General features: G+C 61.0%; 13 protein-coding genes and 1 pseudogene. 10 read left to right on the top strand and 4 right to left on the bottom strand.

The window, feature by feature from the left end; all coding sequences use genetic code 11:
• Positions 1-22 precede the first annotated feature (22 nt).
• Positions 23-988, top strand: a complete 966-nt coding sequence (locus tag SC318_RS09445; protein WP_320430544.1) for a GlxA family transcriptional regulator — start codon at positions 23-25, stop codon at positions 986-988.
• Here the strand turns inward: SC318_RS09445 and SC318_RS09450 are convergent.
• The 3 genes from SC318_RS09450 to SC318_RS09460 are packed head-to-tail and all read right to left on the bottom strand — an operon-like array spanning position 977 to position 4,536.
• The gene (locus SC318_RS09450) at positions 977-1,879 is read right to left on the bottom strand and encodes an alpha/beta fold hydrolase (protein ID WP_320430545.1); all 903 of its coding nucleotides are present in this window, start codon (positions 1,877-1,879) and stop codon (positions 977-979) included. The two genes, SC318_RS09445 and SC318_RS09450, sit on opposite strands and share 12 nt — an antisense overlap.
• Positions 1,880-1,916: 37 nt before the next feature.
• On the bottom strand, positions 1,917-3,743 hold the full coding sequence (locus tag SC318_RS09455) for a glycoside hydrolase family 15 protein (protein ID WP_320430546.1): 1,827 nt from the start codon (positions 3,741-3,743) through the stop codon (positions 1,917-1,919).
• A complete protein-coding gene (locus tag SC318_RS09460; protein WP_320430547.1) occupies positions 3,736-4,536 on the bottom strand; it encodes a glucose 1-dehydrogenase in 801 nt (266 codons plus the stop codon). The genes SC318_RS09455 and SC318_RS09460 overlap by 8 nt, the downstream gene beginning before the upstream one ends.
• A gap of 146 nt (positions 4,537-4,682) precedes the next feature.
• Here SC318_RS09460 and SC318_RS09465 point away from each other — a divergent pair, with 146 nt between their 5' ends.
• The 5 genes from SC318_RS09465 (at position 4,683) to SC318_RS09485 (ending at position 11,299) form a co-directional block, all read left to right on the top strand.
• On the top strand, positions 4,683-5,183 hold the full coding sequence (locus SC318_RS09465; protein WP_320430548.1) for a sigma-70 family RNA polymerase sigma factor: 501 nt from the start codon (positions 4,683-4,685) through the stop codon (positions 5,181-5,183).
• A gap of 26 nt (positions 5,184-5,209) precedes the next feature.
• Entirely contained in the window at positions 5,210-6,160 is a 951-nt protein-coding gene (locus SC318_RS09470; RefSeq protein WP_320430549.1) for a FecR family protein, read from the top strand.
• 97 nt (positions 6,161-6,257) lie between these two features.
• The gene (locus SC318_RS09475) at positions 6,258-8,663 is read left to right on the top strand and encodes a TonB-dependent siderophore receptor (protein ID WP_320430550.1); all 2,406 of its coding nucleotides are present in this window, start codon (positions 6,258-6,260) and stop codon (positions 8,661-8,663) included.
• 273 nt (positions 8,664-8,936) lie between these two features.
• Complete coding sequence (locus SC318_RS09480) at positions 8,937-9,734, top strand: hypothetical protein (protein WP_320430551.1); 798 nt, start codon at positions 8,937-8,939, stop codon at positions 9,732-9,734.
• 620 nt (positions 9,735-10,354) lie between these two features.
• Positions 10,355-11,299: a hypothetical protein gene (locus SC318_RS09485; RefSeq protein WP_320430552.1), complete on the top strand. Its 945-nt coding sequence runs from the start codon at positions 10,355-10,357 to the stop codon at positions 11,297-11,299.
• 58 nt (positions 11,300-11,357) lie between these two features.
• Here SC318_RS09485 and SC318_RS09490 read toward each other — a convergent pair whose 3' ends face one another.
• Entirely contained in the window at positions 11,358-12,509 is a 1,152-nt protein-coding gene (locus tag SC318_RS09490; protein ID WP_320430553.1) for an MFS transporter, read from the bottom strand.
• A gap of 131 nt (positions 12,510-12,640) precedes the next feature.
• On the opposite strand from SC318_RS09490, the pseudogene SC318_RS09495 reads away from it, so the two are divergent.
• The 4 genes and pseudogenes from SC318_RS09495 to SC318_RS09510 all read left to right on the top strand — a co-directional run.
• Positions 12,641-12,844: pseudogene (locus SC318_RS09495) on the top strand (diaminopimelate epimerase); the annotation flags it as partial.
• A 295-nt stretch (positions 12,845-13,139) separates the two neighbouring features.
• Positions 13,140-15,158 carry a type VI secretion system Vgr family protein gene (locus SC318_RS09500; RefSeq protein WP_320430554.1) on the top strand — a complete coding sequence of 673 codons (2,019 nt, stop codon included), beginning with the start codon at positions 13,140-13,142 and terminating at the stop codon, positions 15,156-15,158.
• Entirely contained in the window at positions 15,158-15,991 is an 834-nt protein-coding gene (locus SC318_RS09505) for a DUF4123 domain-containing protein (RefSeq protein ID WP_320430556.1), read from the top strand. Before SC318_RS09500 ends, SC318_RS09505 begins: the two co-directional genes overlap by 1 nt.
• Complete coding sequence (locus tag SC318_RS09510; RefSeq protein ID WP_320430557.1) at positions 15,988-16,761, top strand: hypothetical protein; 774 nt, start codon at positions 15,988-15,990, stop codon at positions 16,759-16,761. The genes SC318_RS09505 and SC318_RS09510 overlap by 4 nt, the downstream gene beginning before the upstream one ends.
• Positions 16,762-16,772 lie beyond the last annotated feature (11 nt).

The following is a 16,772-nucleotide window of genomic DNA, read 5'->3' on the forward strand; positions in this document are numbered from 1 at the left end:
GAGCCCACAAATCACGCCAATCATGCCCAGAATCGTTCATGTTCTCGCTTTCGATAATGCCCAGGTGCTCGACGTCACCGGGCCGCTGCAGGTGTTCGCTTCGGCCAATGACCTGGCCCGCCAGCGCGGTTTGCCCTTGCCCTATGCGGTGAATGTGATCGCTGACCAGGCCAGACCGGTGATGACGTCTGCGGGGCTGGCGCTGGTGGCCGACCCGCTGCCCGCGGTCGAGCAGCCGTGCGACACCCTGGTAATCGCGGGCGGCTGGGGTGTCTACGATGCCGCCCAAGCCCCGGCGCTGGTGCATTGGGTGCGGGAAAAGTCGCGGCACAGCCGGCGCATGGCCTCGGTGTGTACCGGCGCTTTTCTGCTGGCCGCCAGTGGCCTGCTCGACGGTTGCCGCGTGGTCACGCACTGGACGCGCTGTGAAGAACTGGCGCGCCGGTTCCCCGCCTTGACGGTGGAGTCCAACCCGATCTTTATCCAGCAAGGCGCGCTGTGGACCTCGGCCGGTGTGACGGCCGGAATCGACCTGTGCCTGGCCCTGGTGGAGGAGGACCTGGGACGCGCCGTCGCCCTGGAAGTTGCGCGGCACCTGGTTGTGTTTCTCAAGCGTCCCGGCGGGCAGTCGCAGTTCAGCGTGACCTTGTCCCTGCAAAAGAGCGACAGCCGCTTTGCAGAACTACACGCCTGGATCGCCGAGAACCTGTCGCTGGATCTGAGTATCTCCACCCTGGCCGCCCAGGCGGGCATGAGCGAGCGCAGCTTTGTGCGCCACTACCGTGCCGAAACCGGTCAGACCCCGGCGCGGGCCGTGGAGTTGATTCGGGTTGAAAGCGCACGCCGGCAACTGGCAGACAGCACAACCCCGATCAAGCGCATCGCCGTGCACTGCGGCTTTGGCTGCGAAGAAACCTTGCGCCGCAGTTTCCTGCGGGCCCTGTCGGTGACGCCTCAGGCCTATCGCGAGCGGTTTTCACCGGCCTAGCAATTCCAGCAGCGCGGCGAGGGTGGCTTGCGGCGCTTCCTGAGGAATATTGTGGCCAACGCCGGGTAGCACCTGGCGTCGATAAAAAGCGCTGAAGTGGTCGACATCGTCGTCCTCTTCCGGTGGCGGCCCCACGCCGTCATCGGCCCCGCACAGCGAAATGCTCGGCACGCCAATCGGTGGTTGCAGCGCCAAGGCGTGCTCGATGAATTCCAGCGCGGGATCCCCCGGCGCATACATGAAGCGATGGCGGTAGGAGTGAATCACCACCTCGACAAAATCCGGGTTATCGAACGATGGCGCGGTTTGCCCGTAGAGGTCCGGCCCACGATCCCAGGTCGGTGACCACAGCGACCACAACAGCTCGCACAGCTCCCGCCGATTGGCGGTCAAGCCATCCACGCCGCGCTGGGTGTGAAAGTAATACTGGTACCACAAGCGGTGCTCTGTCACAGGCGCCCGCGGCTTGAGCGACTGGGCGATGTCCTGGATGTTGTAGCCGTCTGCGGTCACCAGCCCGCGCACCCGTTCCGGCCACAGCGCCGCCACGATGCACGCGGCGCGCCCGCCCCAGTCATAACCGGCCAGCGTGGCGCAGGGGATCGACAGCCCATCCATGAAGTCCAGCAAGTCCTTGCCCAGCGCGGCCTGCTGACCGGAACGCATGACCTGCTCGTTGATAAACCGCGTCGGGCCATAACCGCGCAGGTACGGCACCAGTACGCGGTAGCCGTGCTCGGCCAGGACCGGAGCGATTTCATCGTACGCACGCGGGTCGTAGGGAAAGCCGTGCAGCAGAATCACCGGCGCCCCCTCGACCGGGCCGTGGGTTTCGTAGGCGATATCGAGCAGGGAGGTGCGCACGTAGAGCAGCGGGGCGAGGGCGGTCATCGTCGACTCCTGAGCGTTGCTGACACATTGGCTAACATCATGGCTGCCACACCGTTTTCGAACCGCTGAGCTTACGGTCCAGAAACGTCGCAGCGCTGATCAACGCCAGATGGCTCAATGCCTGGGGCGTGTTGCCCAGGTGTCGGGCCTGGCTGTCGAACTCTTCGGCATACAGCCCCAGCGGGTTGGCATAGCGCAGCAGTTGTTCGAACTCCAGGTGAGCCTTCTCCACTTGGCCGGCGCGGGCCAGGCATTCGACGTACCAGAACGAACACGCGGTAAACGCGCCTTCGGTGCCTGGCAGTCCGTCGATCTGGCTGCCTTCGTTGCGGTAACGGTAGACCATGCCGTCGCGTACCAGGCTTTTTTCGATGGCCACCAGTGTCGACAGCCAGCGCGGGTCAGTGGCGGCAACGAAGCGCACCAGCGGCATCAGCAGCATCGAGCCGTCGAGGGCGGTGCTGCCGATGTGCTGCACGAAATGCCCGCGTTCTTCGTTCCAGAAGTTGCTCCAGATGTCGGCATAAATCGCTTGGCGAGTCTGGTCCCAGCGCGCGAACGGCGCCGGTAACGAGCGCTTGGAGGCCAGGCGGATGGCGCGGTCCAGCGCGACCCAGCACATCAGGCGCGAGTGCAGGAAGTGGTGCTGCTCGCCGCGCATCTCCCAGATGCCGACGTCTTTCTGGTCCCAGATTTCGCAGACCTGGTCGACCACCTCCACGGTGTGTTTCCAGCCTTCGTGGGAAATGGCTTCGCCGTATTTATTGACGAGGTAAACCGCGTCCATCAGCTCGCCGTAGATATCCAGCTGAATCTGGCTGAACGCTTCATTGCCCACACGCACCGGCTGGGCACCACCGTGGCCGCTCAAATGGTCCAGTGTGGTCTCGGGCAGTTCCTGGCGGCCGTCGATGCCGTACAGGATATTGATCTTGGTGGGTTGGCCGCAGCAGTCGCTGACCCGACCTTTGAGCCAGCGCATGTAGGCATTGGCTTCCTCGACGAAACCCAGACGCATGAACGCGTAGACGGTAAACGAGGCGTCGCGGATCCAGGTGTAGCGGTAATCCCAGTTGCGTTCGCCGCCAGGGCTTTCCGGCAGGCCGAAGGTGGCGGCGGCGATGATTGCGCCGTGTTTGCGCGAGGTCAGCAGCTTGAGCGCCAAGGCCGAGCGGTTGACCATTTCGCGCCAGCGCCCGCGGTAGTTCGATTGGCCGATCCAGCTGCGCCAGAACTTCAAGGTGCGTTCCAGGTAGAGGTCGGTGCAGGCATTGGTCACCCGTGGGTCGTCCTGGCCGCCGAGGACGAACTCGGCGCCTTCGTCCTGGGCCAGGGTGAAGCTGGCCAGTGCGGCGTTCTCGTCCAGCGTCAGCGGGTGGCTGCCGGCCAGGCGCAGCCCAGGCTGGCCGTGCGCGCTGAACAATACGCCCGCCTCGCAGGCACGGACCTGCGTTTTGGCGCGGGCGTAGTCATGGCGCACGGCGCAGCGCAGGTGGAAGGTCGCCTTGCCACTGACCACCCGCACGCGGCGGATCAACAGCGGCAGGTCGTCGACGTCTTCGCTGACCGCCAGCAAATCGGTGATTTCCACCACCGCCGTATCGCTGAGCCAGCGGGTTTGCAGCACATTGGTGTCGGGCAGGTAGATCTGCTCGCGGCGCGCATTGGGCAGGTCTGGCGTGAGCTGGAAAGTGCCCGCTTCAGGCGTGTCGAGCAATGCGCAGAAAATCGACGGGCTGTCGAATTCCGGCCAGCAGAAAAAGTCGATGCTGCCCTGGTCATTCACCAGCGCCGCGCTGCGCATGTCGCCGATGATGCCGTGAGCGTGAATGGGGCTTTGTGGCTCGTTCTTCAGATCAACCATTGCCACGAAACTCCGGATAAAGGCTCATGCCGCCATCAATGAACAATGTGCTGCCGACCACATAGTCGGACGCGTCGCTGGCCAGCCATACCACTGCGTTCGCCACGTCTTCCACATCGCCGACCCGGCCGTAGGGAATCAATTTGAGCAGCTCTTTTTGCGCCGCGCCTTCGGTGGCCGCACGGTTGATTGCCGTGCGGATCGCCCCCGGCGCAATCCCGTTGATTCGGATGCGCTGCTCGCTGACTTCCTGGGCGAGGGTGCGCATCAGCATCTCCACACCGCCTTTGGACGCCGCGTAATTCACATGCCCGGCCCAGGGAATCAGCTGGTGCACCGAGCTCATGTGGATGATCTTGCCGGCAGCACGCGACACGCCCTCACGCACACCTTGACGGTTGAAAATGCGCACGGCGGCGCGGGCGCAAAGGAACTGGCCGGTGAGGTTGACGCCGATCACCGTGTTCCAGTCGTCAAGGCTCATGTCGACCAGGTTGGCGTCTTTTTGCAGGCCGGAGTTGGCCACCAGAATATCCAGGTGGCCGAAGGCATCGAGGGTCTGGTCGAACAGGCGTTCGACGTCGGCCTCCTTCGACACATCGCCGCCGATGGCAATCGCCCGTCCGCCGTTGGCGTTGATCTGCGCGGCGAGGGCTTGCGCCGGTGCCGCCTGGGAATTGTAGTTAAGCACCACGGCCGCGCCGGCTTCGGCCAGCGCCTTGGCGGCACCCGCGCCGATGCCGGAGCTGGCACCGGTGACCAGGGCCACTTGTTGTTCCAACGAAAGCTGCATGGACTGCCCACCTTTGATTTGTGAGTTCAGTCAGCTGACTGGCGGGGCAGCGTACAAGTTCATCGCTCATTTGAGCGACGGCCAGCAATTGCTCCGCTTAATAGGAAGCATTACTATTCACGCCCCGCCTCCCCAGTGCACCCGCGATGATCCCGCAGCCGCCCCGCAGAACAGGCTTTTTCCAACACTACGAAGAGTTGATCGGAACCTGGACGCGCCGCCTGAGAAATCGTCAGCAGGCCGAAGACCTGGCCCACGACACCTTTGTGCGGGTGCTTGAGTCCAAACCCTGCGAAGTTGAACAACCCCGGGCGTATCTGCATCAGACGGCACGCAATATTGCGGTCGATGCCTATCGCCGCGAAGACCGTCGCGAGGCGATGACGCTGCACGCCGTTGACCAGCGCTCGCCCCACAGCGGTGACCCTGAGCATTACATGCATGCGATCCAGTTGGCGGACTCCATCGAGCGGGCCCTGGCCGAGTTGCCGCTCAATTGCCGCAGGATCTTTATCTGGCAGAAGATCGAAGGCCTTACCCAGCAGGAAATCGCCGAGCGCCTGGGGTTGTCTAAAAACATGGTGGAAAAGTATATGATCCGCACCCTGCGGCACTTGCGCGACCGCCTGGACGCGCTGGCACCATGAGCCGTCTTGAAACAGGACCTTCCACGATGGATACCCGTGCCCGCGATGAGGCCGCGCAATGGTTCGTGCGCCTGCAGGATGGCGAGCTGAGCGCGCAGGAACGTCAGCGTTTCGAGGCCTGGCGCGCGCAGCGGCCTGAGCATCGATATGAGTTCGATGTGCTGCAAGGTCTGTGGAACGCAGCGGACCTGCTGCCCAAGGTCCGGCTGCAGGCCCTCGGCGATGCGCCGATCGAGCGCCCCCTGCGCCGCGCCGTGCTGCGTTATGCACTGGCTGCCAGCGTGGTCGCCGTTGCGCTGGGCCTGGGATTGTTCCTTACGCTCAACCAGACGAAATCGTACAACGCTGAGTTCACCACGCGCCTGGGTGAGCATCGCCAGGTGACCCTGCCCGATGGCTCGTTGATTGACCTCAACAGCCGCAGCGTGGTGGCGGTGCACTACGAACAGGGCAACCGCGGCGTTGAGCTCAAGCAGGGCGAGGCGATGTTCAATGTCGAGCATGCTCTTGATCGACCCTTCGTGGTCACCGCCGGGGCAGGGCAGGTGACCGTCACCGGTACGCGCTTCGATGTGCGCCGGGACGACGAACAGACCCGCGTCGCGGTCGAGGCCGGTACGGTGAAGGTGCAAGGGCGCGTATCGGATCAGGTGGTGACACTGACGGCCGGGCGTGGCACCCATGTCGATCCCCAGGGCCGGGTGGCGGCAGCTTATGCGGTCAATCCTGCAGAACTGACGGCCTGGCGCAGCGGCAAACTGGTGTTCAACAACGCCGCGTTGAGTGACGTGGCGCGGGAAGTGTCGCGCTACCGCGAACAGCCGCTGAGGGTCGGCACGGCATCGGTGGGTAACCTGCGCCTGACCAGCGTGTTCAACACCAGCGATACCGAAGCCTTGCTCAAGGCCCTGCCGCACATCCTGCCGGTGGCCGTGCGCACGCTGCCGGATGGCAGCCAGGAAATTATTTCACGCTGAGGTTCAGGTTTTTTTCGAGTTCTTCGTCTTCTTCTGCAACTGCGACTGGTTTGTATTAACCGCCGCACACCCTTGCGATCACAGGACCCGGCTCGACGTGAAAAAACTCGCCATCGACAACAATAAAATCTCCCGCTGGGCCCCTCTGGCCCTGGCCATTGCGGTCAGCACGGCGCTGCCTGCCGCATTCGCGGGCGAGGGCATCCATATTCGCGCCCAACCCCTGGGCACGGCGCTGAGCCAATTGGGGCAGCAAACGTCACTGCAAGTATTCTTCAGCCCCGACCTGGTCGCGGGCAAGCAAGCGCCGTCGGTGGACGGCGACCTCTCGCCCGAGCAAGCCCTGCGCCAATTGCTGCAGGGCAGTGGGCTGGATTACCAGATCGACGCCGGTTCCGTGACCCTGCGTCCCCTGAGCAACGGCACCGGTGAAGCCGGCTCGCCGCTTGAACTGGGCGTGACCGATATCAAGGTGGTCGGCGACTGGCTCGGCGATGCCAATGCCGAAGTGGTGCAGAACCACCCTGGCGCACGCACGGTGATCCGCCGCGAAGCCATGGTCGAGCAGGGCGCGATGAACGTCGGTGACGTGTTGCGCCGTGTACCGGGCGTGCAGGTGCAGGAAGCCAACGGCACCGGTGGCAGCGATATTTCCCTCAACGTCGGTGTACGCGGCCTGACGTCGCGCCTGTCACCGCGCTCCACCGTGCTGATTGACGGCGTGCCGGCCGCGTTCGCCCCATACGGGCAGCCGCAGCTGTCGATGGCACCGATTTCCGCCGGCAACCTGGAGAGCATCGACGTTGTGCGCGGTGCGGGTTCGGTACGTTATGGGCCACAAAACGTCGGTGGTGTGATCAACTTCGTGACTCGCGCGATTCCGCAGACCTTCTCCGGTGAAGTCGGCACCACCTTGCAGACCTCCGCCCACGGCGGCTGGAAGCACGTCGAGAACGCCTTTATCGGCGGCACCGCCGACAACGGCATCGGCGCCGCGCTGCTGTACTCCGGGGTCAATGGCAACGGCTATCGCAACAGCAACAATTCCAATGACATCGACGACGTCATTTTCAAGACTCATTGGGCACCGACCGACCAAGACGACTTCTCGCTCAACTTCCACTACTACGACGCCAGCGCCGACATGCCCGGCGGCCTGACCCAGCAACAGTTCGACGCCAACCCCTACCAGTCGGTGCGCGACTGGGACAATTTCAGCGGCCGTCGCAAGGATGTGTCTTTCAAGTACATTCGGCAGATCGACGACCGTACCCAGGCCGAAGTACTGACGTACTACTCCGACAGTTTCCGTGGCAGCAACATCGCCAATCGGGACCTGAAAACCCTCAGTTCCTACCCGCGCACCTATTACACCTTCGGCATCGAGCCACGGGTCTCCCATGTGTTCGACATCGGCCCGAGCACTCAGGAAGTCAGTGTGGGTTATCGCTATCTCAAGGAAGGCATGCATGAGCAGGCCAGCAGCCTGAACCTGGTCAATAACGTGCCGACGCCGGGCGGGCAGAGCGATGGGCATGCCTACCAGGACCGCACGGGAGGCACCGAGGCCAACGCGTTCTACATCGATAACAAGATCGATATCGGCCGGTGGACCATCACCCCGGGCATCCGCTTCGAAGATATTCGCACCGAGTGGCATGATCGCCCGGTGGTGGGCCTCAATGGCAGGCGCACCGAAGAGAAACGCCGCGAGGTCCATAACAACGAACCGCTGCCGGCCCTGAGCGTGATGTACCACGTGTCCGATGCGTGGAAGCTGTTTGCCAATTACGAAACTTCCTTCGGTAGCCTGCAATATTTCCAGCTGGGGCAGGGCGGCACCGGCAACCAGACCGCCAACGGCCTGAATCCGGAAAAAGCCAAGACCTACGAGATTGGCACACGCTACAACGACAGCGTCTGGGGCGGCGAAGTGACGTTGTTCTACATCGACTTCTCGGATGAGCTGCAATACGTCAGCAACGATGTGGGCTGGACCAACCTGGGCGCCACCAAGCACGCCGGTCTCGAGGCGTCGGCCCACTACGACCTGTCCAACCTTGACCCACGCCTGGACGGCCTCACTGCCAACGCCGGTTTCACGTACACCAAGGCCACCTCTGAAGGTGACGTGCCCTTCAAGGGCCGCGACCTGCCCCTGTATTCGCGTGAAGTGGCTACCCTGGGCCTGCGCTACGAGGTCAATCGCTGGACCCACAACCTGGACGTCTACGCCCAGTCCGGCCAGCGTGCGCCAGGCACTGGCACCAGTTACATCACCCAAGGCACCGCTGATGGCCAGTTCGGTGATATCCCAGGTTATGTGTCGGTCAACCTGCGCAGCGGCTATGACTTCGGTGCGCAATGGTCGAATCTCAAACTGGGCGTCGGTGTAAAAAACCTTTTCGATCAACAGCACTACACCCGCTCCAGCGACAACAATGCCGGGTTGTATCTGGGTGAGCCGCGTACCGTCTTCGTACAGGCCAGCGTCGGGTTCTGACTGCGCCCTGATCCAGACAATCGCCGCTCACCTGCTCAGGGTGAGCGGCGATTTGCGTTGTGTGGTGGGCGGGTAAATTTCGCGGTTCGCTCTTCATTCCACCAAGACTTCGTTCCTACCCGTATTCGGCTGTTTTCAACACGTCGAGGAACCTATTGCCGTCGCGCTGCCACACAGCAAAGGCCTGCTGGTGCAGACCTGCGCCACGATCCTTCTATCGTCGGCACGTCTGCGGCAGCAAGGCACCGCCCTAAATCAGAACTGGAGCATCCCATGTCGGTATCCGCATCCAATCAAGCGTTAGCCTCATCAACTGACAACCTCCCGCAAACCCGTGTTGACGCACAACGCACAGCGGTAGCCAAGGCTGCGGTGACGAGGGGCCCGAGTTTCGTGCAGTCGACGAGTCAGTCCGGCCCGGTTTTCAATAGCACAGCGCACTCGTGCAAACCGTGCTGCAACCCAGGCCCGCCCGCACGTCCCAACCCAACACTGCCGGATCCCGTATATGGCAAGCAAAGCAACGAGGTGTTGGCTCAGGGCCTGCTGGACAAATACAACGCGTTCAAACCCTGGTACGCAGCGACCGTCACGCCACAGCATATAAGCAGGATGGCACGTCAACCCTTGACCGGGAATGCGGAGCACGATGCGAATATCAAGCTGGCCAGGGAACTGCTCAAGCGCCCCGGGCTGATGCAAGCCCTTGATCGAAACAACGGCACGGGTGCTTTGGATAACGCCCTGTCTAAAGACGACATCAGCAAATTCATTCTCTCGTCGAACCCACTGAAGCTTCAGGACGACAAGCAACTTGCGCAGAATGTCCTAAATAACTTCAACGCGTTGAAAGGCCCGTGGTGGAGCGCCAACCGAAACGCCATCGACATCAACACGTTCGCAAAGCTCGCCTCGCGCCCACTGGTTGGCCATGAGGCAACCGACAACATTACCCAACTGGCGAAAGAGATCATGGCGCGCTCGGAGCTGAAGGGCTCGATGGACAATGTCTTCGGCTTTCTGCGCGACGGCAAAATCACCCGGAGCGATCTGTACCGGCTTCTGCGCTAGGGCCTGATCAATCCGTTGCATCGTTTGGTGAACGTCCGCCCGGAAAACGCCTCCCCAGTGAGGCCGGAACCATTGACAAGTATTGACCACGAAGAAGCATCTATCGGTCTTACCCATGGATGCCTTCGTTTACGGGAACAGGTAATGGCCTATGAATTCGACATCATTTGAACCTCGCCAGACTCAATCCCAGTACGCTGTTGCAAGCCTGCCTGCTGCGGCAACTGCGCTACAAGCTCCAGGCAAATCTCAAGCAAAGGCGCTCAACCTCACGTCGTCGCCGAAGTTCAGTTTCAAGGCGCCTACCACCGAAGACTTCGATAGGGGCTCGCGAGCCGTTGAGGATGAATCGGCGCCTCGGTCTGCGCTGTCATTGCTGGGAATGCTCTGGGGTAAATGGTCACGCCGTCAGTGACAGTCGTCGGACCTTTTCGTTGACGGCGTCGTCTGGCTGGTTACATGAGCTCAAGGTTTAACGGAGCAGGCTGACGGTTTGCCGGAACCATATTTTTTTGGATTGCCACATATTCGACACCCGTCTCGCGCTGGCAGCTAGAGCGCTTTTGAAGATGGGGCACTCGAGGTTCAAGTGGTGCAATCTAAATAAGGTAAGAACGAATATGACTAACGGTATAAATACTTCGGGCTCTCGATTACCTAACCTGGAGCATTGGTCTGCCGGTGCGAATCAGGCACCTGCGCCAGCCAGCGGTGATTACACGCAGCTCAGCGTAGTCGACAAGGCGAATGGTGTTCAGCAGCCGCTCGCCAGCACCTCGAGTGTGTCCCACAGCAGTTCGATGACAATGGGCGCCAGCCGACACTTTGACGGCCAAGGCTTGCACGGCGGAATGTCGAAGGTGGGAAATCCGTATAGCCGTTCGGATGACCATCTGCTGGCGACCGAACTGAATAACCACTTTTCCATGCTGGACAAGTTCAAGAAAAACGGCCATTTGACGCAGAGCGGATTGCAACAAATCGCCGCTGAGAATGTGCATGCAAGCAGCGTCTGCGAACGCATCATCCTGTTGGCCACAGAGATACTCAATCGTCCCCGGCTCAACGAAGCGATGCTCGCAGAGGGCGGTAAAATCACCCCTCAAAGCCTGGCCAAGGCATCCGAGCTGGTCGTTGGTAACACCAACCCCAATACGCAAAGCGCGGACCCCTTCCATTCGAAAACCGATTCACAGGTTGTTCAAGCGTTCCGGGGCATATTTGATCAGTTGCGCGATGAATCCAAGGATTACAGCTTCTTCTTCGAAAAGCACCGCTACGTCAAAACCGACACGCTTATAGAGATAAGCAAAGACCCTGATGAAACCGATAAGGGCGGCAATGTCGTAAGGGATCCGGCGACTGGGTTCCCGAGGAAAAAATACAGCGAGCAACAGGTATACATTGCCAAGAACATTGTCGAGCGGCCAGGGTTGCTCGCTTCGCTTCGGAGCAACAAGGCTAACGGCAGCACTATTTTCGGAGGCCACAACAGTGATGGCTGGCTGAAGAACTACAGCATCGACCGATGGCTGGAAAACGATAAGAAAGAAAAAGGTAACTGAGGGGCGTCGCGGGTGCATGGGCGGTCTGAATGATCAGGCCGCTCATCCCGAGAGCGTTTTAGACCCGCACGATCCGCCCACTGATCGCCACCGCCGCCAGCAGCCCACCGATCAGCAGGAACGCGGTGGCCACGCTGCTGCCATGGGCAATGAACCCGATCACGGCCGGCCCGGCCAATATGCCTGCATAGCCCAGCGTGGTGATGGCGGGCACGGCGATGTGTTCCGGCATTACGTTCTGTTTGCCCACGGCGGTATAGAGCACCGGGACGATATTGGAGCAGCCGGCACCCACCAGCGCATACCCCAGCAGCGCCATTTCCCACGCCGGGGACAGCGTGGCCAGGAACACACCGGCTGCCGCCAACGAGCCACCGGCCACGATCACCCGGGTAGCGCCCAGGCGCCGCACAATCACGTCACCGGTCAAGCGGCCGGCGGTCATGGTCAGGGCGAATGCCGCGTAGCCCAGGCCTGCATACGCTTCGTCCAGCCCGCGCTCGGCACTGAGGAACACCGCGCTCCAGTCCAGTACCGCGCCTTCGGCCAGGAAAACGATGAAACACAAGCAGCCGATAAACAGCACCACGCCGTGGGGAATGGCGAACGCCGGCCCTGAGCTTTCACTGCCATAGGGGAGCAAATGGGGACCGGCCTTGAGCAGCGCCACTACCATGATAACGATCACCACCAGCGTCGCCTGCAACGGCGACAAACCCAGCGCCAGCAAGCCGGAGACGCCCGCCGCACCGACGATGCCACCCAGGCTGAACAGCCCGTGAAAGCCCGACATCATGGTTTTGCCGCTGGCGCGTTCCACGATCACCGCTTGCAGATTGACCGTCGAGTCCACGGTACCCAGCCCTGCGCCAAACAGAAACAAGCCCGCGACCAGCAGCGGAATCGAACTGACGGTGGCCAGCATCGGCAATGCCAGGCAGATCATGATGGTGCCTGCGCTCAACACGCGTCGGCAGCCAAAGCGCGACGCCAACACTCCGGCAACGGGCATGGCGAGGATCGATCCTACCCCCAGGCACAACAGCAACAGGCCCAGCGTGCCTTCGTTGAGTTGTGCACGCGCCTTGGCGTACGGCACCAGCGGCGCCCAGGCCGCGATGCCGAAGCCGGCGATGAAAAAAGCGATACGGGTCGACATTTGCTCCAGCCGCCCTGGAACCACGGGGGCAGAAGTGGGAATGGCAGTCATGAATAGTCCTTGGTGTTGCGTTCAACGAACGATGTCCTGCGCGACATCCTTGCACATCAGGCCTCGTCGAGCGAGCCAGGTTCCCTCGGGATTCGCGGGTGGTGCGTGATGGCGTTTGCGAATAAACGCTGTCGATCGCGTTTGCTCCGTCTGTGGGTAGCGGGCGTCCCTGTGCCAGTGCAGTGGTGGCCTGCGCGGCGTGGCGGGCAGGCTGGGTAGGTGCCGGGGAAGTGGCCGTGGTGATGCCGGGTGGCACGGCGCCAGTGCGTCTGCAGGTTGAAGCTGAAACCTTGTTGAGCGTCAGTCTTTTCGGGACTGCGCATTCTCTGGCATGAGGCGTCAACATTGCAGTGAGTGTCAGCTGACTCCTTATTGAATAGTTCTGTTTGGAAGTGCTGGAGTAAGAACTTTCCCGTTGATGATTATTTGTTTATCAAAGCCGTTTATGACTTCATAAAAGACACTTCCATTCTCGCCGTAAGAATCTTCTTTTTTATTTTTGAAAGGTCGAATTTTTCCTGAAATCGCTAAGCTTCAGAGCGCTCAGGCGTTTTTTCTCGACCCGCATTCAGCGGTCAGCGGGGAAGAACTTTTATCAAAGGGTTATTTATTGATGGCGGGTAACAACCAATGGTTGACGCTCTTGTATCGTCACATTTCAAACTAATGATTCCAGGGTGCACGGCCAACTTGCAGGTGCTTGCTTTCAAGGGCAGCGAGTGCCTGGATCAACCGTATTTCATTCAGGTGCAATTAGTCAGTGATAACCCAGACCTGGACCTGGAGGCGTTGCTTCATCAGCCGGTGTATCTCTATCTGGGCGAAGCGGATCAAGGCCTGCACGGGTTGGTTTACGCCATCGGCCGTGACGCCCCGGGGGCTCGGCTCACCCGTTATCGTCTTACGCTCGCGCCACGCCTTGCCTGCCTTGCCCACCGTCGCGACCAGCGGGTGTTCCAGCAGCGCAGTGTGCCGCAGATTATCGCCAGCGTTCTTGAGCAACACGGCATCCTGGCAGATGCCTACGCGTTCGAGCTGGGTCCGGTGGTTTATCCGCCTCGGCTCTTTTGCGTGCAATACGCGGAAACCGATCTGCACTTCATTCAGCGCCTGTGCGAGGAAGAGGGCATCCATTACCACTTCCGTCATAGCGCCGATTCCCACTTGCTGGTGTTTGGTGATGACCAGACAGTGTTTCAGCGCCTGCCAATCCAGCGCTACTGCTCGACAGCCGATCCGATGGGCGCAACGAAGGGGGTTCAGCGCTTCGATGTACGCCTGCAAACCCGTAGCTGGCGAACGGTGCGCCGTGACCATGACTTCGAACACCCGTCGCTGCGTTTGCAGGAGGCCGCCGGCCGCGCACCGGAACCGGCCCTTGAAGACTATCGTTTCCCTGGCGGTTTCACCGGTCGCGCACGGGGGGCGCAACTGGCGCGTCGCAGCCTGGAGCGGCATCAATCCGACCGTCATCATGCGTCAGGCAAGAGTGACCAGCCCCGGTTGCGCAGTGGCCATTTCCTTGAACTGCAAGACCACCCGGATCCGCTCTGCAACGACTTGTGGTTGATCACCTCGGTGCGGCACGAAGGCTATCAGCCACAGGTTCTGGAGGAAGCGATAGCCGATACGGACACCTTTGTCGGGTATCGCAACCGCTTCACCGCAACCCCTTGGCGTGCGGTGCATCGGCCTGCTCTCAAACATCCCAAGCCGACCATCAATGGTAGCCAAACAGCGACTGTCACCGGGCCTGCGGGTGAGGAGGTGCACTGCGATGCCTATGGTCGGGTGAAGGTCCGGTTTCATTGGGATCGCCTGGACAGGACCGATGACAAAAGCAGCTGTTGGGTGAGGGTTGCATCCGGTTGGGCCGGTGCCGGGTTTGGCGCCATGATGATCCCGCGAGTGGGCATGGAGGTGCTGGTGACCTTCCTGGAGGGCGACCCGGACCAGCCATTGATCAACGGCTGCCTGCACAATGCGTTGCACCTGCCGGCCTATTCCCTGCCGCAGCACAAGACCCGAAGCGTGCTACGCAGCTGCAGCGTTCCCGGCGGCGCGGGCGGCAACGAGCTGCATCTTGAAGACCGCCAGGGCGAGGAGCTTATCTACCTGCGAGCCCAGCGCGACCTGGAGCAGCAGGTGGGTCACGACAGCCGTTTGCAAGTGTTGGGTGAGCGCAGTGAAATCATCCAAGGTTTAAGCACGGTTCGTCTTGAGAGCGGTGAGCAACGCCACATTACGGGTGACCGCAACGTTGTGATCAAGGCAAGCGATCACTTGGCCGTGCACGGCGATAGCCACACTCGGGTGACTCAGGTCATGGTGATCGAAGCCGGCCAGCAGATTCACCTGAAGGCGGGGGCCAGTCTTGTAGTCGATGCCGGCGCGCAGTTGAGTTTCAAGGCGGGCGGCGAGCATCTGCAGATCCAGGCCGGAGGGATTTTCAGCAGCCGACCCATCACTGTCGGTGGCGCGCCATCCGCCGCAAGGTCAGTCAGCCCTTCGTCTGTTTCGATTACGCCTGGGGTGTCGGTTGTGCAGAGCCTTGTCATGGACATGGCGCGCCAGCTGGACGCGGATTTTTGCCCGGTATGCGAGCGTTGCCGCGAAGGCCAGTGCGATGTCACCGGGAGGGCTGCGTGATGCCAGACATGCCTTATCGATGGATGGCGCAGCAGCAGCAAGCGGGGCGTCGTTTGTGTCTGATACTCGACGCCGGCAACGAGCACTGCCAGTCGCTCATGGCGGCGCGCGACCTCTCGCAGTATTGCCCGTTCTATGCCGAAACAGCGGTAGCGGAACTGGCGAGCAAGGGCCCGGTGATCCTGCTCCTGGAACAGCCGGGGGAGCCGGCGCTGGCCCATCCTCTGCAAAACCCGGAGACAAATCGCGGGTGGCTGGGCAGTTTACCCAGCGATGACCTGATCCCCGTGACCCGACATTGGCGTGAGCGGCTGCTGGTCGGGCCAGAAGGCGAAAAGGCCCTTTACCGTTTCCACGACAACCGCACCCTGGCCCGTGCACTGGCGTATCTGCCAGCAGCGCAATGGCCCCTCTACCTGGGCCCGCTGATCAGCGTGTGCTACTGGCATGAGGGCCGTTGGCACAGCCATGAAAACCCCGCGCCGGGTGAATATCCGGTGCCCGACACTGCGCCCTGGTTGCAGACGCCCAACCCCCAGGCCGCGACCATTCTGCAGGCGAACATCCTGCGCTACCTGCTGACTGAACACAGTGAAGACCTGGCTGCCTTGGTTGAGTTTCAGGACCCGAGGATCTGGCTGGCTCAAGTATTGGAGCAGGCCCGTATCTGGCAATGGCGTTCGCCTGAGCAGCTTGAGTTCCTGGTGGTGCGACGGTTGGAAGAGGCGACACGGGGCAGTGCCATTCGGTGGCAACCGTTAGGCGGGGAGGCGCCGACACAACATTTTGAGCGTGTGCTGGCGCAGTGGCGCAAGGAGGGGCCTCAAGTATGAGCCGGTGGCTGGGAGGTGCATTGCTGGCTGTTGGAATGATGTGGCTGACAGGATGTGCGGGGAGGGCGGCGGACAGTTTTACGCTGGAGGTGGATTTGCCGGCCGAGTTTGAACTTAAAACGGCGGCTAATTACCGACCTGCGACGGGTGAAATCTGCACGTTGCCGCGACGTCGAGGCAAGAGGCCTGAGAGGAAAGTCTTTTTTACTGACTACAAGCCTTCAGCGAGTCGGGTGAGTCACGAGCTGCCATTGAGTGAAAGGGTGGAAGGATGTCCGTTGGTATTGATCAGCGTGGAGCTCGACTTCACTGCGAAGTGGGGGAGGCGTAATGCCGATTTTGGAGGGAACTATGCTCACATTTCCATCAGGGATCGTCTGGATACACCCGGGATGTCAGAGTCAGGGGTTCAGCAGCTAAAGGGGGTCTGTCAGTGGTGGTTTCGGACGATAGGTCCTGTTCATGGAATCAGGAAAATTTTGCACTGCCGTTCACTAGACGCCGCGGGGCAACTGCAAAACGCGCGACCAGGTGGCGCTGCGCAGCGTGATGAGCTACCAGGGAAAACACTCAGGATGGTGTTGACTGTGACGGATGAGGAACAGCCCGCTTTTGATGATAACTGGGTAGCTGTTCCTGGTGGATGGAAGCGGTGCAGAGGTAAAAGTTTCGAAGATATGGACGCTTTCTGCAACGGTGATACGACCCACTTCAAACCTATAAAAATGCCGGATGGCCGCATCTGTGATGTTTACCCGTCGTGTAATTAACAAGGAGAAAG

The organism is Pseudomonas sp. MUP55, assembly GCF_034043515.1.
Lineage (GTDB): Bacteria > Pseudomonadota > Gammaproteobacteria > Pseudomonadales > Pseudomonadaceae > Aquipseudomonas.

Coding starts and splice junctions, on each gene's coding strand:
- SC318_RS09465 (WP_320430548.1), top strand. CDS start 4,683: ATGATCCCGCAGCCGCCCCGCAGAACAGGCTTTTTCCAACACTACGAA.
- SC318_RS09470 (WP_320430549.1), top strand. CDS start 5,210: ATGGATACCCGTGCCCGCGATGAGGCCGCGCAATGGTTCGTGCGCCTG.
- SC318_RS09450 (WP_320430545.1), bottom strand. CDS start 1,879: ATGACCGCCCTCGCCCCGCTGCTCTACGTGCGCACCTCCCTGCTCGAT.
- SC318_RS09455 (WP_320430546.1), bottom strand. CDS start 3,743: ATGGTTGATCTGAAGAACGAGCCACAAAGCCCCATTCACGCTCACGGC.
- SC318_RS09510 (WP_320430557.1), top strand. CDS start 15,988: ATGAGCCGGTGGCTGGGAGGTGCATTGCTGGCTGTTGGAATGATGTGG.
- SC318_RS09445 (WP_320430544.1), top strand. CDS start 23: ATGCCCAGAATCGTTCATGTTCTCGCTTTCGATAATGCCCAGGTGCTC.
- SC318_RS09490 (WP_320430553.1), bottom strand. CDS start 12,509: ATGACTGCCATTCCCACTTCTGCCCCCGTGGTTCCAGGGCGGCTGGAG.
- SC318_RS09480 (WP_320430551.1), top strand. CDS start 8,937: ATGTCGGTATCCGCATCCAATCAAGCGTTAGCCTCATCAACTGACAAC.
- SC318_RS09505 (WP_320430556.1), top strand. CDS start 15,158: ATGCCAGACATGCCTTATCGATGGATGGCGCAGCAGCAGCAAGCGGGG.
- SC318_RS09500 (WP_320430554.1), top strand. CDS start 13,140: ATGGTTGACGCTCTTGTATCGTCACATTTCAAACTAATGATTCCAGGG.
- SC318_RS09460 (WP_320430547.1), bottom strand. CDS start 4,536: ATGCAGCTTTCGTTGGAACAACAAGTGGCCCTGGTCACCGGTGCCAGC.
- SC318_RS09485 (WP_320430552.1), top strand. CDS start 10,355: ATGACTAACGGTATAAATACTTCGGGCTCTCGATTACCTAACCTGGAG.